Raw genomic sequence first — 26019 nt, 5'->3', positions numbered from 1 at the left:
GCGTGCTCCCCGCACGCGCTCCCCGGGCGTGCTCACCGGCCGCTCGCCCACCGCGAGGTGCCGCGCACCGGGGCCGGTGACAGACTGGTGCGATGGTACGCAAAATCGAGGGCGCGACGCGGATCCCCGTTCCCGGCGGCAAGACGATCGACGAGTACGTCGGCAGGGTCAACACCGGGGACGACCTGGTCTCGATCGCCCACATGAAGGCCCCCGCCGGGTGGGAGGAGCCCGCCCAGACCCCGGAGTTCGCCGAGTACACGCTCGTGCTCGCCGGAACGGTCCTGGTGGAGCACGACGGGGGCGTCACCGAGGTCGGCGCGGGGCAGGCGTTCACGTGCGAGCCGGGGGAGCGGATCCGCTACAGCGCCGGCCCCGAGGGCGCCGAGTACGTCGCGGTCTGCCTGCCCGCCTTCGCCCCCGAGGCCGCGCGTCGTGAGGACTGACCCGGGCGCCGCCGCGGCGCCCGGCGGGACGAGGGAGGCGACGACCTTCGGCCGGACCCCGGCGGTAGGGTGGTGAGATGAGTCAGCTACCCACCTTCGAGCAGATCCGCCTGGCCCCCAAGGTGCTGCTCCACGATCATCTCGACGGTGGCCTGCGACCGGAGACCATCATCGACCTGGCCCGCGAGACGGGCTACGACCGGTTGCCGGCGACCGAGGCCGAGAGCCTGCGCGCCTGGTTCCGGGAGGCGGCCGACTCCGGCTCGCTGGTGCGCTACCTGGAGACCTTCGACCACACGGTGGGCGTCATGCAGACGCGCGAGGCGCTGACCAGGGTCGCCGCCGAGTGCGCCGAGGACCTGGCCGCCGACGGCGTGGTCTACGCCGAGGTGCGCTACGCGCCCGAGCAGCACACCTCGGCCGGTCTGACCCTCGAGGAGGTCATCGAGGCGGTCCAGGAGGGTTTCGCCGCCGGTTCCGCGGGACGCGGCATCCGGGTGGGAACCCTGCTCACCGCCATGCGCCACCAGGCCCGGTCCATGGAGATCGCCGAGCTCGCGGTCCGCTACCGCGACGCCGGGGTGGCCGGGTTCGACATCGCGGGCGCGGAGGCGGGCTACCCGCCCACCCGCCACCTCGACGCCTTCGAGTACCTCCAGCGGGAGAACGCCCACTTCACCATCCACGCCGGGGAGGCGTTCGGCCTGCCCTCGATCTGGCAGGCGATCCAGTGGTGCGGCGCCGACCGGCTCGGCCACGGCGTCCGCATCATCGACGACATCTCGGTCCAGGACGACCAGGAGCCCAAGCTCGGGCGGCTGGCCGCCTACGTCCGGGACAAGCGCATCCCGCTGGAGATGTGCCCGACGTCCAACCTGCAGACCGGTGCCGCGACCTCCACCGCCGAGCACCCGATCGGCCTGCTGCGCCGCCTGAACTTCAGGGTGACCGTCAACACCGACAACCGGCTGATGAGCGGCACGTCCCTGTCGGAGGAGTTCGCCAAGCTGTCGGAGGCGTTCGGCTACGGCTGGGACGACATGCTGTGGTTCACGGTCAACGCCATGAAGTCGGCGTTCCTGCCGTTCGACGAGCGCCTGTCGCTCATCAACGGCGTCATCAAGCCCGGTTTCGCGCGCCTCAAGTGGCAGGCGTGAGCGGGCTCGTACCGGCGAAGTGAGTTCTCCCCGATGAAGCAGGTGTTCCGCTCCACGTTCGCGGTGGTCGTCGGCTGGGCCTGGATGGTCTTCGCCGCCCTCAACGCGATCGACCTGGTGATCCGCTACAGCGGCCGCAGTTCGATGATCGCCGCGGCGGTGTTGGCGGTGCTGACCGCGCTGGTCTTCCTGACCTGCCTGCGCCCGGCGGTCGTCGCGTCCGAGGAGGGCGTGCTGGTCCGCAACCCGCTGCGGAACACCTTCGTGCCCTGGCGGGCGGTGGACGAGGTCACGGTCTCGCACTCGATCAAGATCACTTCCGGTGGGCGGAGCGTCCGCTGCTGGGTGCCGCAGACCTCCGCCCGCGAACGGGCCGCCGCCGTCCGCAGGGGCAGGACGCCGGACACGCGGGGCGGCCTCGGGGCGACCGAGCCGGTCCGGTCCAAGGGGGAGCAGGCCGCCGCCGCGGCACTGGCCGGCAGGACCCATGCCGACTGGGTGGCCCAGCAGATCACCGAACGCGCGGCGGCCGCCCGGCGCGCGGCCGCCCTGCGGGGCGCCGATGAGGCCACGACGCCCGCCGAGGCCACGACGCCCGACGAGGCCACGACGTCCACCGAGGCCACGACGCCCGGCGGGGACGGGGCCGGTGTCCCGGAGGAAACGTTCAGGACGAGCTGGGCGCCGACCGCCCTGGCCGCTCTCGCCGCCGCGGCCGTGCCGACGATCGCGGCCTTCCTCGTCTGAGCCCGGGATCCCCGGGCCCGGGGTCAGAGCCCGAGGGTCTCGGCGAGGTCGGCCCTGAGGGTGTCCAGTTCCGCGTCGGCCCGCGCGCGGGCCTCGGAGACCTCGCCGGTCACCGGGATCACGACCTCCAGGTAGCACTTGAGCTTGGGTTCGGTGCCCGAGGGGCGGACGACCACCCGGGCGCCGCCGGACAGCCGGTAGCGCAGCCCCTCGGTGGGCGGCAGCCCGCCCGCCCCCAGGCTCAGGTCGTCGGCGGACTCGACCTCGCGACCGCCCAGGCGGGTGGGCGGCGTCGCCCGCAGGCGGGCCATCGCGCCGGTGATGAGCGACAGGTCGGCCACCCGGAACGAGAGCTGGGAGGTGGCGTGCAGGCCGTGACGGCGGGCCTGGTCGTCCAGGAGGTCGAGCAGGCTCCGGCCCTCCAGCGCGGCCTGGGCGGCGATCCCGGCCACGGTCAGCGCCGCGCCGATGCCGTCCTTGTCGTGCACGGGCAGCCCGAGTTCCGAGCCGACGCTGTAGCCCAGCGCCTCCTCGTACCCGAAGACCAGGCCCTCGCCGGCCTTCATGATCCACTTGAAGCCGGTCAGGGTCTCGGCGTAGCGCACGCCGTGGGCTGCGGCGATCTTGCCGAGCAGCGACGACGACACGACGGTGGTCGCCACCAGGCGGTCGTCGCCCGAGGTGTGCCGGATCACGTGCTCGCCGAGCAGGGCGCCCAGCTCGTCGCCGGTCAGCATCCGGTGGCCGCCGCCGGGCAGCGGCACGCCCACCGCGCAGCGGTCCGCGTCGGGGTCGTTGGCCAGCACCAGGTCCGCGCCGGTCCGCGCGGCGAGCCCCAGCGCGAGGTCCATCGCGCCGGGCTCCTCCGGGTTGGGGAAGGCGACGGTCGGGAAGTCGGGGTCCGGCTCGGCCTGCTCGGCCACGGTCGCGGGCGCCTCGAACCCGGCGGCGGCGAAGGCCCTGGCCAGTGTGGCGCCGCCCACGCCGTGCAGCGGGGTGTACGCCACCCGCAGCTCGCGGGCCTTCCCGATCGGGAGCGCGGTCAGCGCCTCCAGGTAGGCGGCCACGACGCCGTCGTCCAGGGCGGTCCAGCCCGGGTCGCCGGGGGAGCCGAGCGGGAGCTCGGAGACCGGCCCGGTCGCGTCGATGGCGGCGGAGATCTCCGCGTCCACCGGTGGCACGATCTGGGAGCCGTCCCCCCAGTAGACCTTGTAGCCGTTGTCCCGGGGCGGGTTGTGGCTGGCGGTGACCGTCACGCCCGCGTCCGCGCCGAGGTGGCGGACGGCGAAGGCCAGCACCGGGGTGGGCAGCGGGCCGGGCAGGAGCGAGGCGCGCAGCCCCGCCCCGGTGAGCACGGCGGCGGTGTCACGGGCGAAGGCGTCGGACTTGTGCCGGGCGTCGTAGCCGATCACGACGTGCCGCCCGGGGCCGAGGACGCGGGCCAGACCGGCGGCGGCGCGCATGACCGTGACCCGGTTCATCCGGTTGGGCCCGGCGCCCAGCTCGCCGCGGAGCCCGGCGGTGCCGAACTCCAGCCGGGAGCCGAACCGCTCGCGCAGCGCGTCGTCGTCACCGCCCTCCAGCAGGGCGGTCAGTTCCGCGCGGGTGTCGGGGTCGGGGTCCTGGACCAGCCAGGACCGGGCGAGCCCCGTCAGATCGCTGTTCATCGTCACCTCTCCGAGGCCGAGGCCGTGGTGGTCACCGGAGCCTGCCGCCGGTCCGTCCTACAGCCTGCCCACGACGCTCGCCAGCAGACCGCCCATGCGGGTGGCGGTGGTACGACCCACCTCCAGCACCTCCTCGTGGTTGAGCGGCTCGCCCACCAGTCCGGCGCCCGGGTTGGTGACCAGGGAGACGCCCAGCACCTCGGCGCCGCCCTCGCGCGCCGCGATCGCCTCCAGCACGGTGGACATGCCCACCATGTCGCCGCCGAGGATGCGGCACATGCGCACCTCGGCCGGGGTCTCGTACGTGGGGCCGCGGAAGGCCACGTAGACGCCCTCGGTCAGCGACGGGTCGGCCTCGCGGGCCAGCGCGCGCAGGCGCGGGCTGTAGACGTCGGTGAGGTCGACGAACGTGGCGCCGGTGATCGGGCTGGCGCCGGTCAGGTTGATGTGGTCGCTGATCAGCACCGCCTCGCCGACCTCCTGGGTCTCCGGGCGCAGTCCCCCGGCGGCGTTGGTCAGCACGATCGTGCCCGCCCCGGCCCGGACGGCGGTCCGCACGCCGTGCACGACGGGGTCCACGCCCCGGCCCTCGTAGAGGTGGGTGCGCCCGAGGAAGATCAGCACGTTCCTGCCGGCCTCGGTCCGTACGGCGCGGATCCGGCCCGCGTGCCCCTGGACGGCGGGCGGCAGGAAGCCGGGCAGGTCGGTCACGGGGATCTCGGCGACGGTCTCGCCGATCGCGTCGGCCGCCGGAACCCAGCCGGAGCCCATCACCAGCGCGACGTCGAAGGAGTCCACGCCGACGGCGCCTCTCAGCGCGTTGGCGGCGTCCGTGGCGAGTGCGTAGGGGTCGTTGGTCACCTCACCGAGCGTACCGGTCACCGGTGTGGCCACGTCCGTTCCGTACCGCTTCCTGCTCCCGAGGGGGCCCGGTTCCCCGGGGGGCCCGGTTCCCCGGCGGGACAGGGCTCCCCGGGCGACGGGACAGGGCCGCCGGGCGGTGATCAGCTCCCCGGGCGGTGATCAGCTCCCCAGCGAGGTGCAGGGACGGCCGCGCAGGTTCCTGACGTAGTCGTCCGGGGCGCCCGCGAGCTCGGCGGCCTCGGCCAGGATGCCGAGGTAACGGGCCGAGGGCAGGCCGCCCTCGTAGCCGTCCAGCACGTAGAACCACGCCAGGACCTCACCCTCCAGGGTCTGCACCCGGAGTTTGACCTTGTGGTAGAGGCCGCGCGCCGCGCCCTCCCACTGGTCGAGGGAGCTCTCGTCCCATTCGGGCACGTCGTACAGGACGACGAAGACCTGGTCGGCGGCGTCCTCGACGATGGAGGCGAGCGCGCCCTCCCAGCCGAGATCGTTCCCGCCGAAGGTCAGGCGCCAGCCCTGGAGCCAGCCCGTCCCCCTGATCGGGGAGTGAGGGGCCCTCTGGGCCATCTGCTTGGGGTCCATGTTGCTGCCGTAAGCGGCGTAGACAGGCACGGTGACCAACACTAATCGAAGATCGGCCGGACGATCACCCGCCGCGTGAGGCACGCCGACAAGCCGGTGGATCGCGGGGATTTCGGGGGTTTCCGAGATTCGACGGGACGCGGAGCGAGGGGCGCTCCCGTCATGCGGGAGAATGGGACATGTGACGAGGATAGTGATCATCGGTGGCGGTCCCGGCGGGTACGAGGCGGCGCTGGTCGCCGCCCAACTGGGGGCGCGGGTCACCGTGGTCGAGCAGGACGGCCCCGGCGGGGCGTGCGTGCTCACCGACTGCGTGCCGTCCAAGACGCTGATCGCCACCTCCGTGCGCAAGCAGGCGCTCCTGGACGCCAGCATGCTCGGGGTGCACTACACCGGCGGCCCCGACGGCGACGTCGGCGGCGTGATCGCCGACATGCCCCTGGTCAACAGGCGCGTCAAGGAGCTCGCCCGCGCGCAGTCCGCCGACATCGCCGCCCGGCTGGCCGCCGAGGGCGTCGAGGTGGTCACCGCCCCCGGACGGCTGGTCGACCCGCAGGTCGTCAGGGCCGGGGACCGGACGATCCGGGCGGACGTCGTCATCGTGGCGACCGGCGCGACCCCGCGCATCCTGCCCGGCGCCGAGCCCGACGGCGAGCGCATCCTCACCTGGCGGGAGCTGTACGACCTGGAGGAGTTGCCCGAGCACCTCATCGTGGTCGGCTCCGGCGTCACCGGCGCGGAGTTCGCGGGCGCCTACCGCTCGCTGGGCTCGGAGGTCACCCTCGTCTCCTCCCGCGACCGCATGATGCCCAACGAGGACGCCGACGCCGCCGAGGTCCTCGAGGAGGTCTACCGCCGCCGCGGCATGAACGTCATGGGCCGCTCCCGCGCCGAGTCCGTCAAGCGCACCGCCGACGGCGTGGTCGTCACGCTGGAGGACGGCCGCACCGCCGAGGGCACCCACTGCCTGATGACGGTCGGCATGGTCCCCAACACCGCGGGCATCGGCCTGGAGGAGGCCGGGGTCACCCTCGGCCCCGGCGGGTTCGTCCAGGTGGACAAGGTCTCCCGCACCTCCGCGCCCGGCGTCTACGCGGCCGGGGACTGCACCGGGGTGCTGATGCTCGCCTCGGTCGCCGCCATGCAGGGCCGCATCGCCGTCTGGCACGCGCTGGGCGAGGCCGTGCAGCCGCTCCGCCTGGCCACCGTGGCCTCCGCCATCTTCACCGACCCCGAGATCGCCGCCGTGGGCGTCGCCGAGAAGGCGGTCCGCGCCGGGGAGATCGAGGCCAACATCGTCAAGCTGCCGCTGGCGACCAACGCCCGCGCCAAGATGCAGGGCTTCAACGACGGGTTCGTGAAGCTGTTCTGCCGCCCGCACACCGGCATCATCCTCGGCGGCGTCGTGGTCGCCCCCCGCGCCTCGGAGCTGATCCTCGCGGTGTCGGTGGCCGTGCAGCAGCGGCTGACCGTCGACCAGATCGCCCACACCTTCGCGGTCTACCCCTCCCTGTCCGGCTCCGTCACCGAGGCGGCCCGCCGCCTCATGCAGCCGACGACCCCCAGCGGCATCTGACCGCTCCGGCCCCTGCCCCCGGCGGACCTTCCGGCCGGCGCGGGGGAGGGTGCGGGCGTCAGTGGACCCGGGGCCGGAGGCGGTTCAGCGCGTTCCTGCCGTCCTGGACCGCCTGGGCCACGAAGCGCAGCTCCTCCTCGCGCCGGGCGATCACCAGGGCCTGCTTGGCGGCCTCGTACGCGTCCAGGGCGTGCCGCCAGTCGCGGTCCGCGGTCATCCCGCCGTGCGCGCCGAGCTGGAACTCGTAGTCGAGCTGGTCGATCTCCTCGCCCAGCCGGGTGATGTCCTCCTCGGCGCCGTGGCGCATCCGGGCGAACCGCTGGGCCCGCCGGGTACGCCCCTGGGCGCTGATCCCCCAGGCCACCACGGTCAGCGCCAGGCCCACCGCGCTGATCACGACCATGACCAGGCCCACCGACGCGCCGCCGCCCCGGGCCGGGCGGGCCGACGGGGACTCCGTCGGGTCGCCCCCGAAGATGCCGAGGTCGGGGACCGTGACCGGTGTCGAGGGGTCCAGACCCGTCGGGGTGCCCTTGGAGCCGGTGAGGTCGGCGTCGTCGGCCTGGATGAAGGACGCGCCCTCGACCAGGGCGCCGGTGAAGTCGGCGCCGTCCAGCTCGGCCTGGGTGAAGGTGACCTCCCTCAGGTCGGCGTCCCTGAGCGTGGCGTTGCGCAGGTTCGCCTGACCCATCTTGGCCTCGTGCAGCTTGGCCCTGGTGAAGTCGGCCTTGCGCGCCTTGATCTGGCCGGGGGTGCTCTCCTCGAGATCGGCGTCGATCAGCTTGGCGTTGGTGAAGTCCACCTGGGTGAGTTCGGCCCTGGTCAGGGCCGCCCTGGTCAGGTCCGCGTGCGGGAAGTAGGCCTGCCCCGCCTCGGCGTCTACCAGGATCGCGTCCCGCAGGTCGGCGTGGTCGGCGTGCATCTGCCCCAGGTCGGCCTCGGTGAGGTCGGCCCCCCGCATGTCCGCGTACTTCAGCGTGGCCTGGGTGAGGTCGGCCTGCTTGAGCGAGGCGCCGCGCAGGATCGCGCCGGTGAGGTCCTTCTGGGTCAGGTCCACCCCGTCCAGCTTCGCCTTGGTCAGGTCGGCGCAGCGCAGGTTCGCCGGAAGCCGGGCACCCTCGGTGAGGTTCCTGCCGCGCAGGCTGACGCCCTCGCCGGGCCTGCACGGCCCGGTCACGGCCTGGGCGGGAGAGATGACTGTCCCCGACAGCGCGAAAGTCGCGACGATGAGAGCCAGGGGGATGGAACGACGCACGGGAGCCTCCTTCAAAGCAGTCCCGATGGTGTCAGCGGATCATTGCATCCCGCTAGACGACCGCTTGCATCGTTTTCCGGGCTCTGCCCACCGGAGTCCGGGGTCGCGGAGCCGCGTGCCGCAGAGCCGGATCGCGGAGACGGCGCGGCGGGTGGGCACTCCTGAGCCCGGCCGTTCCCACCGGATCTCCCGGCGCGGCATGCCGCGCCAGGGCGACCGGGGGCGCCGCGAGGCCGTGGACCGCCGCGTCGACGACGACCTCTACGATCCGTATGACCGAGACCAGTCGTTCGATCCGGGGGCCGGCCGTGAACACCTCTCTCGCCGTCGTGGCGCAGGTCGCCGTTCCGTTCCTCTGGCTGGGGATGGTGCTGGCGATCTCGTTCCTGGAGGCGCCGCTGAAGTTCCGCGCGCCCGGCGTCACCGTGCCGCTCGGGCTCGGCATCGGCCGGCTGGTCTTCCGGGCGCTCAACATCGCGGAACTCGTCCTGGCCGCCGTCCTCACCCTGGCACTGCTCATGGGCGGTAGGGCCGGTACGGGCGGTACGGCCGGCACGCGCGGCCTCGCCCTGGGCGACACCGCGACGACCGTGCTGATCGCCCTGTGGGTGCTGCTGGTCGTCCAGGTGGCGGTGCTGCGGCCTCGCCTCGACCGTCGCGCCCGGCAGATCATCGAGGGCGGGAACCCGCCGCGCTCGCGCCACCACCTGCTCTACATCGCGGCCGAATGCCTCAAGGTCGTGCTGCTGCCCACGCTCGGCGTCCAGCTCGTCCAGGGCTGACGCGTTCTCACGGGGTGAGACCCGGTGACCGGGGGCGGGGGGCCGCGGCGGTGATCGACGGCGGCGACGCCGGTCCGGCCGATCAGGCGGATCCCCCGGCCGGTCCGGCGGGATCGTGCCGGCGCCCCGCGTACCGACCCGCGGGGGAGGAGCGGAGCCGAACGGCGGCGGACGAGGGTCTCCGGACCGGCCGCGCCGCTTCGGTCCTCGTACCTCGTACGACGTCCTGCCGTGGTGCGTCAGCCGTTCGCGTGCTGTCGCGGGTCGGTTCGTCGTGCCACGGCCACGTCGATGACCTGGACGTCGCCCGGTGGGGCGTCGGCGGTGTCCCACCAGCGGATGGCGCCGATCTCCTGGGTGGGGGTGAAGGCGTGGTGGAGGGCGGGGACGTGAGCGGTGTAGATCGCGGCGTACTCGTCGCGTGGGGGGCCGACGAGCCGGAGGCGCGCGTATCCGGAGAGGGTGAGGGTGGGCAGGAGCAGGCCGCTCTCCTCGTGGAGCTCCCGCACGGCGGCCTGGAGAGGTGTCTCGCCGGGATCGATCCTGCCGCCGGGTAGTTCCCACTCCCCGCGGAAGCGGTCGAAGACCAGCAGCAGGTGCCGGCCGCACCAGACCGCGACCAGGGCGGCGGGCATCGGCGCGTCGTCCGGCACGCCGACAACGCGCGCGGCCGGCAGGAACGCCGTCAGCGCGTTCCCCTGCACGTCCCGGGCCAAGGCTTCGTCCATGCGTCCATGGTGAGCGTTGATGGTCAAGAACTCCCTGCCCGACACGTCGCCCGTGGGTGGCAGCGTCTCTCCGGGGGGTGAGGATCACCACGAGGAAGTCCCCGATGGCCTTGGTGCGGACGTCAGCGCCGGCACCGTCCCTCCGGGGGCGGTGAGGATCGCACTGGATCGCGAAGTGTTGTGAACGGCCCTCCGGGCGGTTCTGGGCTGCGGGATCGATCTCCTGGCTCAGGCTCCCGCAGGAGTCAGTGTTACTCGTGGGGGCGAGGGGTGGAACGATCGCGGTCCAGGTGGTCGTGTGTGCGTACGGCGAAGCCGCCCGGGGGGAGGTGGACGCCCTCGACCTTCTGGTCCTCGTCGCCGTGGTTGACGGCGAAGAACCAGTCGCCGCGCCGGACGAGTTCCACCGGGGCCGGGGTCAGGTCCAGCAGGCGGGCGTAGGCGTCGTCGGACAGGCGGGTGGAGACGTACGTGGCCGTGCCGGAGCCGTGGGAGTGGCGGGTGATCGCGGGCCGGCCGTCGAGGGGGGTGCCGGAGGCGTGCGGGCCGGTGTAGACGGCCAGGGCCTCGGCGCCTTCGAGGTGGACGTGCTCGCTCCAGAACGTGGCGGTCTCCCCGTCAGGGCGGGGAAAGGCCGCCGTGTGGTCGTCCGTGGCCGGCGGGGCGTCCGGGGCCGACAGGGTGAGGGTGACGTCGGGCGGGAGGGGGTGGAACTCCTCGACCCTGATGCCGAGGAGGTCGCGCAGGGCGCCGGGGTAGCCGCCGAGGCGGACGCGGGCGTACTCGTCGGCGACGCCGCTGAGGTAGGACACCACGAGCGTGCCGCCGTCGGCGACGTAGCGGCGCAGGTTGTCGGCGTCGGCGTCGGAGATCAGGTACAGGGCCGGGACGAGCACGAGCGGGTACGCCGAAAGGTCGGCCGAGGGGTGTACCAGGTCGGCGGTGACGCCGTGCCGGTAGAGCACCCGGTGGGCCTGGCGCACGGCGTCGGTGTAGGTGAGCTCGGCCGACGGCAGGCCGGGCGCCTGGAGCGCCCAGTTCGCCTCGACGTCCACCAGGATCGCCGCCCCGGTCTCGACGGGGGCCTCGCAGGCCTCCACCAGGGTCGGCAGGAGCTCGCCCAGCTCGCAGATCTCCTCGAAGATCCGTGAGTCGGGTCCGGCGTGCGGCACCATGCCCCCGTGCCAGAGCTCGGCGCCGCCCCGCGAGGCCCGCCACTGGAAGAACATCGCCCCCCGCGCTCCCCGGGCCACGTGCGACAGGCTCAGCCGGGTGATCTCCCCGGGGCGTTTGGCGAGCATCCGGGTGCCGGTGTAGGTGACCACGGCCTGTTCCATCAGCAGCCAGGGTTTCCCGGCGGCCCAGCCCCGGGCCAGGTCGGCGGCGAACGCGGTCTCGGCGGGCGGGTCGTCCGAGGGGTAGTGGTCGATCGCGACCACGTCGACCTCGTCGGCCCAGTGCCGCTGGTTCACCGGCACCCAGTCGCCGAGGACGAAGTTCGTGGTGACCGGCACGTCCGGGGTGATGTCGCGCAGCACGGCCTTCTGGTCGCGGAAGTGGTCGAGCATCGCGTCGGAGACGAACCGCCGGAAGTCGAGCGTCTGGGAGGGGTTGGGCAGGTACCGGGTGGCGCGGGGCGGGGCGATCTGCTCCCAGGCCGAGTAGTGCTGGCTCCAGAACGAGGTGGTCCAGGCCTCGTTCAGCGCCTTGAGGGTGCCGTACCGCTCCCGCAGCCAGACCCGGAAGGCGTCGGCGGCGTGGTCGCAGTGGCACGTGGTGCCGTACTCGTTGTGCACGTGCCACATGGCCAGCGCGGGGTGGTCGAAGTAGCGCTCGGCGAGGGCGTCGGCGATCCGCAGGCAGGCGTCCCGGTAGGCGGGGGCGTGTACGCAGTAGGTGTCGCGGCTGCCGTGGGTGAGCCGGGTGCCGTCGGCGGTGACGGTGAGGGCGTCGGGGTGGGCCAGGCCGAACCAGGGCGGCGGCGAGGCGGTCGGGGTGGCGAGGTTGACGGCGATCCCGCCCTCGTGCAGCAGGTCGAGGACGCGGTCCAGCCAGCCGAAGTCGTGGACCCCGGGCAGGGGTTCCAGCCGGGCCCAGGAGAACACGCCGACGCTGACCAGGTTGACCCCGGCCCGCCGCATCAGCGCGACGTCCTCCTCCCAGACCTCCTCGGGCCACTGCTCGGGGTTGTAGTCCCCGCCGTAGTACAGCCCGCCGGTCCGTCCAGGCCAGTCCACGAGTGCTCCTCTGTTTTGGATGGCAAACAAACTAATTATCCACCGGGAGACGGCCCGGCTCAAGGTCCCATTGACGTTTGTTGGTTTGGACGTAAAACTAATTCGGCAGCCGCACGTCGAGCTCTGGAGTTCCCATGCCCTACCGTCCCCCGTTGATCGCGCACGAGTACTTCGTCGCGGATCCGCCGGAGCTGCCCGTCCGCTCGCACGGCGAGGAGGGACTGTCGGCGCTGATCTCGGCGGAGCCGGTGGCCTCCGACGAGGCCGGGGTGATCCTGAAGGCGGTGACCACCGCCGAGGAGACGCTCCTGGTCCAGGTGGGTGTGGCGGGCGAGGGCGTGATCCGGGTCAGGCTCGGCCAGGACGCGGACGCGCGGACCCGGTCGGCCCCGGCGATCTCCATGGTCACGCCGGGCGAGTTCGCCGGTGCCCGGGTGGAGAACCGGGACGGGACGATCCTGCTCGACGCGGGCTCGCTCCGCGCGGAGATCACCTTGTCGCCCTGGCACCTGAGGTTCACCGACGCGAGCGGGGCGCCGCTGCTGGAGCAGGACCGGGGGCACACCGACATCAGCGGCCGGCTGCGCACGCTGCCGTTCGGCCGCTCGGCCTCGGGCGGCGAGGTGGCCGGGTACCACGAGAGTTTCGTGGCCGGGGCCGACGAGGCGTTCACCGGGTTCGGCGAGTCGTTCACCCGGCTCGACAAGCGCGGCCAGCGCCCCCTGATGTGGAACTTCGACGCGTTCGGCGCCGAGTCGCAGCGGGCGTACAAGAACGTGCCGTTCTACCTGTCCAGCAAGGGCTACGGCGTGCTGGTGGACAGCGGGGCGCCGGTGGAGTTCGACGTGTGCCAGAGCACGCACAGCTGCGTGCAGATCGTGGTGCCGGACGACCTCATCGACTACTACGTGATCGCCGGGCCCACCCCGCCGGAGGTGCTCGGCCGGTTCGACCTGCTGACCTGCGCGCCGCAGCTCCCGCCCAAGTGGGCGTTCGGCACCTGGATCTCCTCGGGGTTCTTCGTCGACACCCAGGAGCGGGTGATGAAGCGGGCGCGCACGATCCGCGAGCGCGGCATCCCGTGCGACGTGCTGCACCTGGACACCTACTGGCAGACCGACGGCCACTGGTCGGACCTGCGCTGGGACGCCGACGGCTTCCCCGACCCCGCGGGCATGCTGGCCGAGCTGGACGCCATGGGCTTCAAGGTCTGCCTGTGGATGAACCCCTACGTCTCCCACCTCAGCCCGGCCTTCGCCGGCGCCGCCGAGAACGGGTACTTCCTCAGGAGGCCGGACGGGGAGGTCTACGTCGCGGACTGCTGGCACGGCTCCTACCCGGCCTGCGGCATCGTCGACTTCACCTCGCCCGCCGCCGTCGAGTGGTTCAAGGGGCTGCTCCGCCCGCTGCTGGAGCAGGGCGTGCAGGTCTTCAAGACCGACTTCGCCGAGGGCGTGCCGCACGACGCCGTGGCGGCCAACGGCATGTCCGGCACCGACCTGCACAACGTCTACACGCTGCTGTTCAACGACGTCGTCTCGGAGGTGACCCGCGAGGTCACCGGGCACGGCATGGTCTGGGCACGCTCGTCGTACCTGGGCGGGCAGCGGCACGCGGCGCAGTGGAGCGGCGACACCTACACCAGCTACCCGGCGATGGCCAGCACGCTGCGCGGCGGGCTGGCGCACGGCCTGTCGGGCATCCCGTTCTGGAGCCACGACGCCGGAGGCTTCACCGGCCGCCCCACCGACGACCTGTACGTCCGCTGGACCCAGTTCGGCGCCCTGTCCCCGCTGCTGCGCCTGCACGGCACCACCAGCCGGGAGCCGTGGGAGTTCCCCGAGGTCGAGGCCGAGGCCGTGGAGGCGCTGAGGCTGCGCTACCGGCTCATGCCCTACATCTACAGCGCGGCCGTGGAGGCCGCCAGGACCGGGGCGCCGATGATGCGGGCGCTGTGCGTCGACCACCCCGGCGACCCGGTGGCCTGGCAGGCCGACCTGGAGTACCTGCTCGGCCGTGACCTGCTGGTGGCGCCGATGACCTCTCCCGAGCAGGTCAGGAAGGTCTACCTGCCCGAGGGCGAGTGGGTCGACCACTGGACCGGCGACGTCCTGATCGGCGGCCGCTACGTCACGGCCGCCACGCCGCTGGACCGCGTCCCGCTGTACGTGCGGCACGGCGCGATCATCCCCGTCCTGGCCGACCCGCGGGGAGCCGTCGGCGACGGGCCGTTCGGGGAGATCACCCTGGTCGTGTACGGCGTCACGGAGAGCCGTACCACCGTCTCCGACCTCGACGGGGACACCGTGATCGTCTCCGTCCCGGACGGGGAGGGCCTGCGGGTGACCGTCTCGGGGAGCGCGCGGATCGCGGGCGTCGAATTCGTGGGGACCGACGTCCCGGTCGTCATCACCACCACCTAGGAGAAGAACCATGCTCAACCTGAGAGCGGGTATCGCCGTCGTGGCGGCGGTCGTGGCGCTGGCCGCCTGCGGCGGCACCGAGCCCGCGGCGGAGAAACCCGCCGCCGACGGCCCCCGCGTCCTGAAGCTCTGGCACTACGAGGCCGCCGACAGCGCGATGGGCAAGGCCTGGACCGAGGCCGTCAAGCAGTTCGAGGCCTCCCACCCCGGCGTGACGGTGAAGTTCGAGGAGAAGGCGTTCGAGCAGATCCGCCAGTCCGCGGGCATGATCCTCAACTCGGACGAGGCCCCGGACGTGATGGAGTACAACAAGGGCAACGCCACCGCCGGGCTGCTGTCCAAGCAGGGGCTGCTCACCGACCTCACCCCCGAGGTGACCAGGCGCGGCTGGGACAAGCTGCTCAGCCCCTCGCTCCAGACGACCGCGAGGTACGACGAGCGCGGCGTCATGGGCTCGGGCAAGTGGTTCGGCGTCCCGAACTACGCCGAGTACGTGATGGTCTACTACAACAAGGACGCCTTCGAGAAGGCGGGCGTCGAGGTGCCCACCACGTTCGAGGAGTTCACCGAGGTCCTCGACACGTTCGCCAAGAAGGGCACCACCCCCATCGCGATGGGCGGCGCCGAGTACCCGGCGCAGCACATCTTCTACCAGCTCGCGCTGAGCAAGGCGCAGCGGCCCTGGGTGGACGCCTTCCAGCTCTACAAGGGCAAGGTCGACTTCAAGGGGCCGGAGTTCACCTACGCGGCCGACACCTTCGCCGACTGGGTGAAGAAGGGCTACATCGGCAAGGACTCCGCCGCGGTCAAGGCCGAGGACATGGGCGTGTCGTTCATCGGCGGCAAGTACCCGATCCTGATCTCCGGCAGCTGGTGGTACGGCCGTTTCGTCAGCGACGTCAAGGACTTCGAGTGGGGCTCGTTCCTGTGGCCGGGCGACACGATGAGCGCCGGGTCCAGCGGCAACGTCTGGGTCGTCCCCGAGAACGCCAAGAACAAGGACCTCGCCTACGACTTCATCGACATCACGATGAAGAAGGAGATCCAGAACCTGCTGGGCAACTCCGGCGGCATCCCGGTGGCGGCCGACACCGCGGCGATCACCGACGCCAAGAGCAAGGAGCTGATCGAGAACTTCAACACGCTCTCGTCCTCCGACCGGCTGGCGTTCTACCCCGACTGGCCGGCGCCCGGCTACTACGACGTGCTCGTGTCCGGGCTGCAGAACCTCGTCAACGGGTCCAAGTCCTCCGCCGAGGTGCTGGACGAGCTCGCCGCGCCGTACGAGGAGAACCTCGCCGACCTCGGCAACTGACCCCGGCCCTCCCCGGCCGCCCCTGAGCGCGCCCGACCGTCCCTGATCACCCTCGACCGCACCGCACCGCACCGCACCGCACCGCACCGCGCGGCCCGGCCCGGCCGCGCACGGAGATCCGTGCGCGTGGAGACACAGAGAGGAGACCTCCGGATGCCGAGGTCTCGTGACCGCGGGTACTGGGTGTTCCTGCTGCCCAGCGCCCTGCTGTTCACCGCGGTCATCGCGGTGCCGTTCCTGATGAACGTCGGGATCGGCTTCACCCGGTGGCAGGGGATCGGCGATCCCCGGTGGATCGGGCTGGACAACTACTCCCGGCTGCTGGCCGACGCGCGGTTCTGGACCTCCTTCCGCAACAACGTCGCGCTGATCGTCGCGATGGCCATCGTCCCGACGCTCGTCGGGCTGGTCCTGGCGGCGACGCTCTTCGACCATGTGGGAAGGAGGTTCGGCCCCCGCACGGCCGGGGCGCTGCGGGCCGCGTACTACCTGCCGCAGGTGCTGCCGGTCGCGATCGCCGGCATCGTCTGGGGCTGGATCATGCACCCGCGCTTCGGGGCGCTGAACGAGTTCCTCGCCCTGCTGGGCATGGAGCCGAGGAACTGGCTCGGCGACCCCGACTGGGCGCTGCCGAGCGTCATGGCCATCATGGTGTGGTTCCAGATCGGCTACCCGGTGGTCATCTTCATGGCCGGGCTGCAGCGGGTGGACCCCGCGCTGTACGAGGCCGCGGAGATGGACGGCGCGTCGTGGGGGCGGCGGTTCTGGCACATTACGATCCCGCAGATCCGGCCGGAGATCTACGTGGTCCTGCTGACCTGCACGATCGCCGCCCTCAAGGTCTTCGGGCCGATCTTCGTGCTGACCAGGGGCGGCCCCGGCGGGGCCACGCTGGTGCCCTCCTACTTCAGCTACCAGAACTTCTTCGAGAAGGCCAACGTCGGATACGGCTCGGCGATCGCCACCGTGCTCACCCTGGTGATCATCGTGGTGACGGTGTTGTTCCTCCGGGTTCAGGACAGGGAAGCATGATCCGGAAATACTCGGTCCTGGCCGCGCTGGTCGTGCTGGCGGTCGTGATGCTGGTGCCGTTCGCCATCGTCACGCTCAACGCGGTGAAGTCCCCGGCCGACTACTCCGCGGGCGGCCCGCTGAGCCTGCCCGGATCGCTCTACCTCGACGGGATCGTCGAGTTCTGGAAGCGCGTCGACTTCGGCGGCAAGCTCTGGAACAGCCTGCTGATCAGCGGCTCGGTGGCCGTGCTCGCCACCGTGCTGTCGGTGTTCAACGCGTACGCGATCGGCATCGGCAGGGTGCGCGGCAGGATGTGGATCCTGGTGCTGTTCCTGGTGGCCAACACGCTCCCGCAGGAGGCGCTGGTCTACCCGCTGTACTACCTGTCCAAGCAGGCCGGCCTGTACGACACCCGGCTCGGGGTGATCATCATCTTCACGGTGATCCAGAGCGCGTTCGGCACCTACCTGCTCTCCTCGGTGCTCGGCCGCTTCCCGCGCGAGATCCTGGAGGCCGCGGCCCTGGACGGGGCGGGCAAGTGGCGGACGCTGTGGCGGGTCGTCGTGCCGATCAGCTCACCGACGCTGAGCGTGCTGCTCGTCTTCTTCTTCATCTGGACCTGGAACGAGTTCTTCCTGCCGTTGATCTTCCTCATCTCCAACGAGAACCAGACCGTCCCGGTCGCGCTGGGCGTCCTGCAGGGGGACAAGATGATGGACGCGACGATGTCCAGCGCCTCGGCGCTGCTCGGCATCCTCCCGGCCGTCGTCTTCTTCCTCATCTTCCAGCGGACCCTGACCCGCGGCGTGACCGTGGGCGCCGTCAAGTGAGCCCGCGGTCACGTCGCGGGTCAGGACCCGTCTCCGACCCGTCTCCGGCCCGTGTACGAGCCCTCTTCGACCCGTAAGAGCCCTCCTTCGACTCCCCCTGACCTGGAGGCGAAATGTCCCTGCCGACCAAGGCCGTCGCGGCCCTCGCCGCGGCGGCCCTGACCCTGGGGTTGTGCGCTGCACCCGCCCACGCCGACGACGAACACCCCTTCCGCGACCCCTCGCTCCCGCTGTCCCAGCGCGTCGACGACCTGCTCGGCCGCCTGACCCGCGCAGAGAAGATCTCCTGGCTGCACCAGTACCAGCCGGCCGTGGAACGGCTCGGCATCGGGCTGTTCAAGACCGGCACCGAGGCGCTGCACGGCGTCGCCTGGTCCACCGACATCGACAACGGCGGCAACGTGGTGACCGCCAAGGGCACGGTCTTCCCGCAGGCCGTCGGCCTGGCCAGCACCTGGGACCCCGCCCTGATCAAGAAGGTCGGCACGGCCGTCGGCGAGGAGGCCAGGGGCTACCACTCGGAGAACCCCCGGGTGTGGGGCCTGCAGCTCTGGGCGCCCGTGGTCAACCTGCTCCGCGACCCCCGCTGGGGACGCAACGAGGAGGGCTACTCCGAGGACCCGCTGCTCACCGGCGCGATCTCCACCGCGTACGGCTCGGGCATCCAGGGCGACGACCCCGACCACCTGCGGGCGGCGCCGGTGCTCAAGCACTTCATGGCCAACAACAACGAGATCCGCCGTGACACGACCTCCTCCGGCCTGCGCCCGCGCGTGCTCAACGAGTACGAGATCCCGGCGTTCAGGACGGCGCTGAAGGCCGGGGCGGCCACCGGCGTCATGACGGCCTACAACCTCGTCAACGGGCGGCCCGCCACGGTCACCGACCTCACCTCCACGGTCGACACCTGGAGCGACCGGCGGCTGTTCAACGTCTCCGACGCCGGGGGCCCGAACAACCTCGTCGGCTCCCAGGCCTACTTCGCCACCCGCGCCGAGGCCGCCGCCGCCATCGTCAAGGCCGGGGTGTCGAGCTTCACCGTCGACAACACCGACGGGGCGCCGACGGCGGCCGCGGTCGGCGAGGCGCTCGCGCGGGGCCTGCTCACCGAGGCCGACATCGACGAGGCCGTCCGCGACATCCTGCACATCCGGTTCCGGCTCGGCGAGTTCGACCCGGACGGGGGGCCGTACGGGAGGATCACCAAGGCGGTGGTCGACAGCCCGGCGCACCGCGCGCTGGCCCGTGAGACCGCCGCCGGCGCGGCGGTGCTGCTGAAGAACTCCTCCGCGACGCTGCCGATCTCCCCCGGCGAGAAGGTCGCGGTGGTCGGCCCGCTGGCCGACACCCTCTACACCGACTGGTACTCGGGCTCGCTGCCGTACCGCGTCACCCCGCTCGACGGCATCGGGGAGCGGGCCGCGGGCACCCTCTCGGCCGAGGGCGTCGACCGGATCGCCCTGAAGTCCGGCGGCAGGTACCTCACCGCGGGCACCGGCGCGGGCGCCGACCTGAGGCTCTCGTCCACCACGGCCGGGGCCACCGAGCAGTTCGACGTCTTCGACTGGGGCCAGGGCGTCGTCACCCTGCGCAGCGTCGCCAACGGGAAGTACGTCAGCCGGGCGAACTGGTCCACCCTGGTCAACAACCAGGAGCAGCCCACCGGCTGGTTCGTGCAGGAGCAGTTCAAGCTGGAGGCCCAGGCCGACGGCACGACGCTGCTGCGCTACGCCGGGTACGAGACCGCCCAGGACTGGTTCGGCCCGAACGTCTACGTCAAGGCCGCCGCCGACGGCACGCTCTCGCTGACCGTCGCCGCGGACGCCACCCGCTTCGAGACCGAGACCGTGCGCAGCGGCGTCGACGAGGCCGTCGCGGCGGCGAGGAAGGCCGACGTCGCGGTGGTCGTGGTCGGCAGCATGCCGTTCATCAACGGCCGCGAGGACCACGACCGGACCGGCCTCGGCCTCGCCGAGGGCCAGCGCGCGCTCGTCGAGGCGGTCCACGCGGCCAACCCGAACACGGTCGTGATCCTGGAGAACAGCTACCCGACCACGATCGACGCCCTCCAGCGGAAGGTCCCGGCGATCCTGTGGACCACCCACGCGGGCGCCGAGACCGGCCACGCCCTGGCCGACGTGCTCTACGGCGACACCAACCCGGCCGGGCGGCTCACCCAGACCTGGCCGAAGGAGGGCACGCCCCTGCCCGACATCCTCGACTACGACATCGTCAAGACCGGCGCGACCTACCTGTACTCCAAGGCCGATCCGCTGTACGCCTTCGGCCACGGCCTGAGCTACACCACCTTCGGCTACCAGGGCCTCAGGACGGTCGCCAAGGGCGACGGGCACGAGGTGAGCGTCCGGGTGACCAACACCGGCACCCGGGCCGGCGACGAGGTCGTGCAGCTCTACACCCGCCAGCACACCTCCCGGGTGGAGCAGCCCGTCAGGCAGCTCCGCGGCTTCCGGCGGGTGCACCTGGCCCCCGGGCAGACGAAGACGGTGACGTTCCCCCTCAGGACCGCCGACCTGGCCCTGTGGGACGTGACGCGGGGCCGCTTCGCGGTGGAGACCTCCACCCACGACGTGCTGGTCGGCTCGTCGTCGGAGAGGATCCGGCAGCGGGCGACCGTGCGGGTGACGGGCGAGCGCATCGGCGCCCGCGATCTCACCCGCGTCACCCGCGCCGCCGACTTCGACGACTACGCGGGCGTCGAACTGGTCGACGAGACCAAGGTGCGCGGTGACGCGGTCGGCGCCTCGGCGGGGGAGTGGATCTCCTTCGAGGACGTGGACTCCGGCTCCGGGGTCACCGGCGTCCGGCTCGGGGTCGCGGCCGGCGCCGCCTCCTCGGTCGAGGTCCGTCTCGGCTCGCCGACCGGCCCCCTCGCCGGGACCGTGCCGGTGGCCGCCACCGGCGGCGTGTACTCCTGGGCCACCGCGCAGGCCCCCCTACGGGGCGTGCGGGGCAGGCAGGACGTCTACCTGGTCTTCGGGGGCGGCCTGCGGGTGAGGGACGTGACCCTCACCCGCTGAGCGGCGGCACGTCCTCGTGCGGGGCCCGTTCTCCCGTCCGCGGCGAGGGAACGGGCCCCGCACGCGCCCGGGAGCCCGGATGACCGCCGGTCTCAGGGGTAAGGGGGGCGCGAGATCCCGTACGGGATGTCGTGGATCACGATGATCCGGTGGAGAACGTGCCGGATCATCGTGATCCACACGTTCGGCCCGACTCCGGAAGGACGACCATGACGACCACGACCCGTCCCGCCGAGGCATCCGGCACGTTCGCCATCGGAGGCGACCTCGTCGTCAACCGCCTGGGCTACGGGAGCATGCAGCTCACCGGGGAGGGGGTGTGGGGGGAGCCGCGCGACCCCGAGGAGGCCGTGCGGGTCCTGCGCCGCGCCGTCGAGCTGGGGGTGAACCTGATCGACACCGCCGACTCCTACGGCCCGTTCGTGGCCGAGCGGCTCATCAGGAAGGCGCTGCACCCCTATCCCGACGACCTGGTCATCGCGACCAAGGCGGGGTTCACCCGTCAGGGGCCGGGGGAATGGCGCCCGCTCGGCCGCCCCGAGTACCTGCGCCAGCAGGCCGAGCTGAGCCTGCGCCACCTCGGCGTCGAGCGGATCGACCTGTTCCAGCTCCACCGCATCGACCCGGCGGTGCCCGTCGCCGACCAGGTCGGGGAGCTCGCCCTCCTGCAGCAGGAGGGCAAGATCCGCCACATCGGCCTCAGCGAGGTCGGTGTCGAGGACGTCGAGGAGGCGGGGAGGTCCGCGAGGATCGTCTCGGTGCAGAACCTCTACAACCTCGCGCACCGCGACGCCGAGCCGCTGCTGGAGTACTCCGAGGCCAACGACATCGCCTTCATCCCGTGGTTCCCGCTGGCGACCGGCAGCCTGGCAAAGGAGGGCGGCCCGCTCGCCGCCGCCGCCGCCGAGCACGGCGCCACGCCCTCGCAGCTCGCGCTGGCCTGGCTGCTGCGCAGGTCGCCGGTGATGCTCCCCATCCCGGGCACCTCGACGGTCGCGCACCTGGAGGACAACGTCACCGCCGCCACCGTCACGCTGACCGACGAGCAGTTCGAGGCCCTGTCCAAGGCGGCCTGACCACGGCCCCGCGACCTCCCGCGACCCGCCCGGCTCCCCGGTGAACCGGGCGGGTCGTCTCGTCTCGTCCCGCCCCGGTCACGGCATGCGGCCCGCCTTCTCCCGCCCCGGGCGGAGACCGTTCCTGCCGATGGCCTCGGAGGGTTCTTTAAAAATCTTGCTGAGACAGCTTGCAACTTCGTCTGTCGGAAAGCTATAACTGAAGTAACAAGTTTCCGAGAAGGCAGGCTTGAGGATACCTGCTAGTTTCACCGGAGGTGGTTACCGATGCTGCTTACGTCGATCGACCCGTTCGTGCAGGAGTTCGACCGCCGCTTCGACCGGCTCGCCCGCCAGGCCTTCGGCGGAGCCGACGCCGCCGCGCGCGGGGCCATGCCGCTCGACGGGGTCCGCCGCAAGGACGACGTCCTGCTCAGGTTCGACCTGCCCGGCATCGACCCCGACTCCATCGAGGTGACCGTCGACCGGGGCGTGCTCACCGTGAGCGCCGGTCGCGAGGAGGAGTACGGCGAGGACGACCGCCTGTTCGTCCGCGAGCGTCCGATGGGCACCTTCACCCGGCGCGTCTACCTCTCCGAGCACCTCGACGCCGACAAGGTCGACGCGGCCTACTCCAACGGGGTGCTGGCGGTGCGCATCCCGGTGATCGAGCGGGCCAAGCCCCGCAAGGTCGAGATCCACAAGGCCGAGAACGGGTCCGAGCAGAGGTCGATCAAGTCCTGAGGGTGCCGGGCCTGAACGTGGAACCGGACAGGGTGGACGGCCGGGTCTCCGGCCCCACCCTTCCGCGTTTCGAGAGAGGAACCGTGATGGCCCGCCTGCCCTTCGACGACGAGCACACCCCCCTGTACTCGGTCGGCCAGGTCGCCGACATGCTCAACGTCGAGCAGGCCTTCCTGCGCCGTCTCGACGAGCACGACGTGGTCCGCCCGGCCCGTTCCACCGGCGGCCAGCGCCGCTACACCCGCCACGAGATCGGTGATCTCCAGGACGCCATCCAACTGGTCGGCGAGGGCATGACGCTCGCCGCGGTCCGCCGGATCTTCGCTCTCCAGGAGCAGGTCCGCGAGCTGGAGGAGGAACTGGCCAGGGAGCGCCGGGCCCGTTCGGAGAGCTGACCCCGGGCCCGGCCCCACGCCGGGCCCTCCCAGGGCCGTCGGCGGGTCCGGTCCGGGAGGAACGACCGGGGAACGCGCCGCCGGTATCCGGGGACCTCCCCCGGCGGGCGTGTGACGACCGGTTCAGCTACCTGCCCTGGAGGAGAGCAGCGTCCGGCTGCGCTCCTCGATGCTGTTGGCCACGGCTTCACGAATCCGCGGCGCCTCCGAGAGAAGGTTCGCGCAGGAGGGCCACGCCGAGCGCACGCGATCGACCAGATCCGTGACCACGTCGCCCAGTCCCGCGTCCTCCGCGTGGAGGCGCCGCTCCAGCCGTTCGAAGGTGCGGACGTTGACCGCGTCGAAACGCCGTGAGCCCGCGAACTTCATACCCAGGGTCTCCCCGTCTCCCATGTACGCACTCGTGCAGACGAGGTCGTACGCGGGGGAGAGGGTCGGAACGCGCGGGTCACGGTAGATGAGGGACCAGTTCTTCAGGTGCGCGTCCCCGTTGGAGATCAGCACCGTGAACGCGAGCCGCCGGGCGAACTCCCGAAGGGCCACTATGTCGTGGCGGCGATGGACCAGCGCGGCCACCGTCTCGTAGTTGCCCAGGTACTTCTCGTTCGGGTACACGCCGCGCACCTGGGCGAGATCCTCGATGTGGACGGCCCGGCGCCGGTCGTCCCGGTCGAAGCGGCGCACGGCGTACGCCATGACCTCCTCGCCGGGCCAAGCCCGAGACGGCAGGGTGTCCAGCTCATCGCGATGGAAGAGACGTACCTCGGGTACGTCGATGCCCGCGGCGGCGGCCAGCGACATCATCGCGTACTCGTTGCGGGGCACGTCCGCGTAGGTCCGGTCGGGGAGCTTGACGATCCAGTCCCCTCCCTGGCCGAAGGCCGGGAGGGTGAGCCGGTCCCCCTCGGCGAGCATCGAGAACTTCAGGGCCACGCCCGCGAGGGAGAAGCGCATCTCGGGATGCGAGTCGTTCCGCGTGCGCTGCTCCCTTCCGTCGTCGGAACCCCAGCCGGAGTCGTCGAGGATATGGTTCTCGTCGTCGCAGGGAAGCACCCGGACCGCTCCGGGGAGGTCGTGGCCGACCTGGGCGAGCAACTCCATCTCCCGGTCGGCGGAGACGTTCCGGTCGGTCGCGATCCAGTCGCGGAGCACCCCCTCGGGGAGAAGGTTGGAGAACCACGGGGGAAGACGGAGCGCGGCGGAGTGCCTGCCGGTCAGGTTCTGCTCGAAATCAAGCCCGAGGATCGCCCGGGCGGGGTCGAGGAGGTAGTCCTCCGAGAACACGAGCCGGGTGTGGTCTCCCCTCTGATGCAGCGTTCCGGCGCGGTCGTCACCCAGCATGACGGCATGACGCGACTCAACCGGCGCCATGGGACTCCTCGTCGGGAAGAGCTCGCTCGTCGTCGGGGAGGTCTTCGAGCAGCAGTTCGCCGAGCGGAGGCGTGTTCTCGAATCCCCATTCGCACATGCGCTGCAGGAAGGTCTGCAACTCGGAGACCAGCCGCTCCTGACGCGCCCGCAGGAAGGCGGCGACGTGACCGTCGCGCAGCAGCGCGGCCGTCTCCGGAGTGATCAGGTGCGAGTCGAGGACCCGGGACCAGGTCCCCTCGTCCATGGTGAGCGGCGGATGCGCCAGAACGGCGCCGACGACCTTGCCCTCCTCCTGCTCCATGAACGGCAGCAGGAGGCGGTTGGCGGCCCACAACCGGTACTTGTCGGGCACCAGGCCGGAGGGAACGAGGTAGCGGACCGCGTCGGCGGCGGTGGGCCGGTCGGTGAGGCACTCGGCGAGCCGGGCACGCTCGTTCGGTTCTCCCGTGCCGGGGTCACGTGGTTCCAGGGCCCACCAGGAGCACAAGGTGATCTTTGCGGTCGCCTCGTTCGTCCTGAACCTGCGGAGCTCCGGCGGAGGTGGCACCGGGCGCTCCAGGGCGTTCAGGAGGTTCTGGATCGATCCTGTGAGGTCGTTCGGCTGGATCTTGGCGCAGAGCGCCCGGCTCGCCCCGGTGCTGCTGCCCTTGAAGATCTCCGGGCCGAACAACGCCGCCCGCCAGTACCAGCGGCGCAGCAGTCTCCGGTTGGCGGGATCCGGATCGGGAAAGTGGCCGAACACCCGAGTGAGCGCGATCAGAAGGTAGCGGTAGGCGAGCAGACTGAAATGGGGGACCCCCGCGTCGTTCTGCAGGAAGCTGATCGCCCGTCCGAGGGCCTCCTCTCCCGCCTGGAAGGCCGTGTCACGGTCCTCACGGGGAAACTCCACCGTTTCCCTGCGGTTCTCGTCGTCGAACTCCGTCCGGATCTCCCGCTCCGGGTTGGGGCCTCGCCTGGCGAGGATCGCCCGCAGGACCGTGTCACTGTCGATCCGGCCGAAGCCGAAGCGCTCGTCCACGTGCGCGGCGATCACGTCGATGGTGAGGGTCCTGTCCTGTTCCGACTCCTCACCCGCGAAGAGCGCGGAGAAGATCTCCGCCTTGCTGAGGCGCTTCCCGTAGTTGTTCATCCGATCGAAGATGTCCTGGAGGACCTCGGCGTTCTCCTGCTCCACCTGGTAGGCGGGCACGGGGTACTGCCGCAGGATCGTGGTCAGGCCGAACGCCCGGTCCTGCAGGTCGGCGGAAACCTCATTGTGGACGGCGAACCAGCGCAGCACCCCGCGGAGATCGAACAGAACGGGCAGCGGGATGACGTACGGGTCCTCGACCGCGGTGCGGGGGACGAACCGTTCCTCCCCGAGGTCGTAGGAGAGCGCGAAGCGTGGATCGCGGGCGCCGTCCTCGTGCAGGGCGTTGGCCAAGCTGATGATCCTCTGCTGGCCGTCCACGACCCACAGTGACTGGTCCAGGCTGGGGGCCTCGATTTTCAGGGCGCCGAGCGTGAGCACCTGCTTCGCGGCGGGTCGCAGCCACAGCAGGAGGCTGCCCACCGGGTAGCCCCTGACGATGCTGTCGAAGAGCCGGATGACGTCCTCACGCCCCCACCGGAAGTCGCGCTGGAAGTGGGGCACCCGGATCTGGCCGCGCCAGATCATGCCGACCAGCTTCTCCACGTCGTACGTCGTGGCGCTGGGGCGGGTGTCCAGCCCGGTGCTCATCGCGGCTCCTGTCGTCGGGATCACCATGCTCGCGAAGATCGCTGTTCGGTTCAACCGGATTCCCATTAAA

Annotated in this window: 21 protein-coding genes; 13 read left to right on the top strand and 8 right to left on the bottom strand. The window is 71.6% G+C overall.

What is annotated here, in order from left to right:
- Window positions 1–92: 92 nt before the first annotated feature.
- The 3 genes from AB0G16_RS03420 to AB0G16_RS03410 all read left to right on the top strand — a co-directional run bounded on the left by AB0G16_RS03420 (window position 93) and on the right by AB0G16_RS03410 (window position 2350).
- Complete coding sequence (locus AB0G16_RS03420) at window positions 93–446, top strand: AraC family ligand binding domain-containing protein (protein ID WP_362797903.1); 354 nt, start codon at window positions 93–95, stop codon at window positions 444–446.
- A 77-nt stretch (window positions 447–523) separates the two neighbouring features.
- On the top strand, window positions 524–1603 hold the full coding sequence (locus AB0G16_RS03415; protein WP_362797901.1) for an adenosine deaminase: 1080 nt from the start codon (window positions 524–526) through the stop codon (window positions 1601–1603).
- A gap of 33 nt (window positions 1604–1636) precedes the next feature.
- A complete protein-coding gene (locus AB0G16_RS03410) occupies window positions 1637–2350 on the top strand; it encodes a PH domain-containing protein (RefSeq protein ID WP_362797899.1) in 714 nt (237 codons plus the stop codon).
- Between the two features lie 23 nt (window positions 2351–2373).
- Here AB0G16_RS03410 and AB0G16_RS03405 read toward each other — a convergent pair whose 3' ends face one another.
- The 3 genes from AB0G16_RS03405 to AB0G16_RS03395 form a co-directional block, all read right to left on the bottom strand.
- Window positions 2374–4017: a phospho-sugar mutase gene (locus AB0G16_RS03405; protein ID WP_362797897.1), complete on the bottom strand. Its 1644-nt coding sequence runs from the start codon at window positions 4015–4017 to the stop codon at window positions 2374–2376.
- Window positions 4018–4074: 57 nt separating this feature from the next.
- Window positions 4075–4878, bottom strand: coding sequence for a purine-nucleoside phosphorylase (locus AB0G16_RS03400; protein WP_362798277.1), 804 nt, complete (start codon window positions 4876–4878; stop codon window positions 4075–4077).
- Between the two features lie 162 nt (window positions 4879–5040).
- A complete protein-coding gene (locus AB0G16_RS03395; RefSeq protein ID WP_362797895.1) occupies window positions 5041–5493 on the bottom strand; it encodes a gamma-glutamylcyclotransferase family protein in 453 nt (150 codons plus the stop codon).
- 151 nt (window positions 5494–5644) lie between these two features.
- Between AB0G16_RS03395 and AB0G16_RS03390 the strand changes: the two genes are divergently transcribed.
- Window positions 5645–7039 (top strand): NAD(P)H-quinone dehydrogenase, encoded by a 1395-nt coding sequence (locus AB0G16_RS03390; protein ID WP_362797893.1) that lies wholly within the window; start codon window positions 5645–5647, stop codon window positions 7037–7039.
- A 58-nt stretch (window positions 7040–7097) separates the two neighbouring features.
- Here the strand turns inward: AB0G16_RS03390 and AB0G16_RS03385 are convergent, their stop codons facing one another.
- The gene (locus AB0G16_RS03385) at window positions 7098–8294 is read right to left on the bottom strand and encodes a pentapeptide repeat-containing protein (RefSeq protein ID WP_362797891.1); all 1197 of its coding nucleotides are present in this window, start codon (window positions 8292–8294) and stop codon (window positions 7098–7100) included.
- Window positions 8295–8566: 272 nt separating this feature from the next.
- On the opposite strand from AB0G16_RS03385, the gene AB0G16_RS03380 reads away from it, so the two are divergent.
- Complete coding sequence (locus AB0G16_RS03380) at window positions 8567–9076, top strand: hypothetical protein (RefSeq protein WP_362797889.1); 510 nt, start codon at window positions 8567–8569, stop codon at window positions 9074–9076.
- Between the two features lie 239 nt (window positions 9077–9315).
- Here AB0G16_RS03380 and AB0G16_RS03375 read toward each other — a convergent pair whose 3' ends face one another.
- On the bottom strand, window positions 9316–9804 hold the full coding sequence (locus AB0G16_RS03375; RefSeq protein ID WP_362797887.1) for an NUDIX hydrolase: 489 nt from the start codon (window positions 9802–9804) through the stop codon (window positions 9316–9318).
- A 251-nt stretch (window positions 9805–10055) separates the two neighbouring features.
- Window positions 10056–12041, bottom strand: coding sequence for a beta-galactosidase (locus AB0G16_RS03370; protein WP_362797885.1), 1986 nt, complete (start codon window positions 12039–12041; stop codon window positions 10056–10058).
- A 134-nt stretch (window positions 12042–12175) separates the two neighbouring features.
- On the opposite strand from AB0G16_RS03370, the gene AB0G16_RS03365 reads away from it, so the two are divergent.
- From AB0G16_RS03365 to AB0G16_RS03330, 8 genes are all read left to right on the top strand, one after another.
- Window positions 12176–14464 carry a TIM-barrel domain-containing protein gene (locus AB0G16_RS03365; protein ID WP_362797883.1) on the top strand — a complete coding sequence of 763 codons (2289 nt, stop codon included), beginning with the start codon at window positions 12176–12178 and terminating at the stop codon, window positions 14462–14464.
- A gap of 10 nt (window positions 14465–14474) precedes the next feature.
- Window positions 14475–15779, top strand: a complete 1305-nt coding sequence (locus tag AB0G16_RS03360; RefSeq protein ID WP_362797881.1) for an extracellular solute-binding protein — start codon at window positions 14475–14477, stop codon at window positions 15777–15779.
- 153 nt (window positions 15780–15932) lie between these two features.
- Window positions 15933–16811, top strand: coding sequence for a sugar ABC transporter permease (locus AB0G16_RS03355; protein ID WP_362797879.1), 879 nt, complete (start codon window positions 15933–15935; stop codon window positions 16809–16811).
- Entirely contained in the window at window positions 16808–17623 is an 816-nt protein-coding gene (locus AB0G16_RS03350) for a carbohydrate ABC transporter permease (RefSeq protein WP_362797877.1), read from the top strand. Before AB0G16_RS03355 ends, AB0G16_RS03350 begins: the two co-directional genes overlap by 4 nt.
- A gap of 113 nt (window positions 17624–17736) precedes the next feature.
- Entirely contained in the window at window positions 17737–20664 is a 2928-nt protein-coding gene (locus tag AB0G16_RS03345) for a glycoside hydrolase family 3 C-terminal domain-containing protein (protein ID WP_362797875.1), read from the top strand.
- Window positions 20665–20873: 209 nt separating this feature from the next.
- On the top strand, window positions 20874–21740 hold the full coding sequence (locus AB0G16_RS03340) for an aldo/keto reductase (protein ID WP_362797873.1): 867 nt from the start codon (window positions 20874–20876) through the stop codon (window positions 21738–21740).
- 267 nt (window positions 21741–22007) lie between these two features.
- Window positions 22008–22463 (top strand): Hsp20/alpha crystallin family protein, encoded by a 456-nt coding sequence (locus tag AB0G16_RS03335; protein ID WP_362797871.1) that lies wholly within the window; start codon window positions 22008–22010, stop codon window positions 22461–22463.
- Window positions 22464–22549: 86 nt separating this feature from the next.
- Entirely contained in the window at window positions 22550–22858 is a 309-nt protein-coding gene (locus AB0G16_RS03330) for a helix-turn-helix domain-containing protein (protein WP_362797869.1), read from the top strand.
- 123 nt (window positions 22859–22981) lie between these two features.
- On the opposite strand, the gene AB0G16_RS03325 is transcribed toward AB0G16_RS03330, so the two are convergent.
- Complete coding sequence (locus AB0G16_RS03325; RefSeq protein WP_362797867.1) at window positions 22982–24229, bottom strand: HipA domain-containing protein; 1248 nt, start codon at window positions 24227–24229, stop codon at window positions 22982–22984.
- Window positions 24216–25949 (bottom strand): DUF262 domain-containing protein, encoded by a 1734-nt coding sequence (locus tag AB0G16_RS03320; RefSeq protein ID WP_362797865.1) that lies wholly within the window; start codon window positions 25947–25949, stop codon window positions 24216–24218. Before AB0G16_RS03320 ends, AB0G16_RS03325 begins: the two co-directional genes overlap by 14 nt.
- Window positions 25950–26019: the final 70 nt, after the last annotated feature.

The organism is Streptosporangium sp. NPDC023615, assembly GCF_040640155.1.
In the GTDB taxonomy this organism is placed as follows: domain Bacteria; phylum Actinomycetota; class Actinomycetes; order Streptosporangiales; family Streptosporangiaceae; genus Streptosporangium.
The sequence above is the reverse complement of the archived record's forward strand: the minus strand, read 5'-3'. Positions and strand labels throughout refer to the sequence as shown.

Excerpts from the sequence above, each read along its gene's own strand:
- AB0G16_RS03420 (WP_362797903.1), top strand. The coding sequence starts at position 93 with ATGGTACGCAAAATCGAGGGCGCGACGCGGATCCCCGTTCCCGGCGGC.
- AB0G16_RS03415 (WP_362797901.1), top strand. The coding sequence starts at position 524 with ATGAGTCAGCTACCCACCTTCGAGCAGATCCGCCTGGCCCCCAAGGTG.
- AB0G16_RS03410 (WP_362797899.1), top strand. The coding sequence starts at position 1,637 with ATGAAGCAGGTGTTCCGCTCCACGTTCGCGGTGGTCGTCGGCTGGGCC.
- AB0G16_RS03405 (WP_362797897.1), bottom strand. The coding sequence starts at position 4,017 with ATGAACAGCGATCTGACGGGGCTCGCCCGGTCCTGGCTGGTCCAGGAC.
- AB0G16_RS03380 (WP_362797889.1), top strand. The coding sequence starts at position 8,567 with ATGACCGAGACCAGTCGTTCGATCCGGGGGCCGGCCGTGAACACCTCT.
- AB0G16_RS03375 (WP_362797887.1), bottom strand. The coding sequence starts at position 9,804 with ATGGACGAAGCCTTGGCCCGGGACGTGCAGGGGAACGCGCTGACGGCG.
- AB0G16_RS03365 (WP_362797883.1), top strand. The coding sequence starts at position 12,176 with ATGCCCTACCGTCCCCCGTTGATCGCGCACGAGTACTTCGTCGCGGAT.
- AB0G16_RS03360 (WP_362797881.1), top strand. The coding sequence starts at position 14,475 with ATGCTCAACCTGAGAGCGGGTATCGCCGTCGTGGCGGCGGTCGTGGCG.
- AB0G16_RS03355 (WP_362797879.1), top strand. The coding sequence starts at position 15,933 with ATGCCGAGGTCTCGTGACCGCGGGTACTGGGTGTTCCTGCTGCCCAGC.
- AB0G16_RS03350 (WP_362797877.1), top strand. The coding sequence starts at position 16,808 with ATGATCCGGAAATACTCGGTCCTGGCCGCGCTGGTCGTGCTGGCGGTC.
- AB0G16_RS03345 (WP_362797875.1), top strand. The coding sequence starts at position 17,737 with ATGTCCCTGCCGACCAAGGCCGTCGCGGCCCTCGCCGCGGCGGCCCTG.
- AB0G16_RS03340 (WP_362797873.1), top strand. The coding sequence starts at position 20,874 with ATGACGACCACGACCCGTCCCGCCGAGGCATCCGGCACGTTCGCCATC.
- AB0G16_RS03335 (WP_362797871.1), top strand. The coding sequence starts at position 22,008 with ATGCTGCTTACGTCGATCGACCCGTTCGTGCAGGAGTTCGACCGCCGC.
- AB0G16_RS03330 (WP_362797869.1), top strand. The coding sequence starts at position 22,550 with ATGGCCCGCCTGCCCTTCGACGACGAGCACACCCCCCTGTACTCGGTC.
- AB0G16_RS03325 (WP_362797867.1), bottom strand. The coding sequence starts at position 24,229 with ATGGCGCCGGTTGAGTCGCGTCATGCCGTCATGCTGGGTGACGACCGC.
- AB0G16_RS03320 (WP_362797865.1), bottom strand. The coding sequence starts at position 25,949 with ATGAGCACCGGGCTGGACACCCGCCCCAGCGCCACGACGTACGACGTG.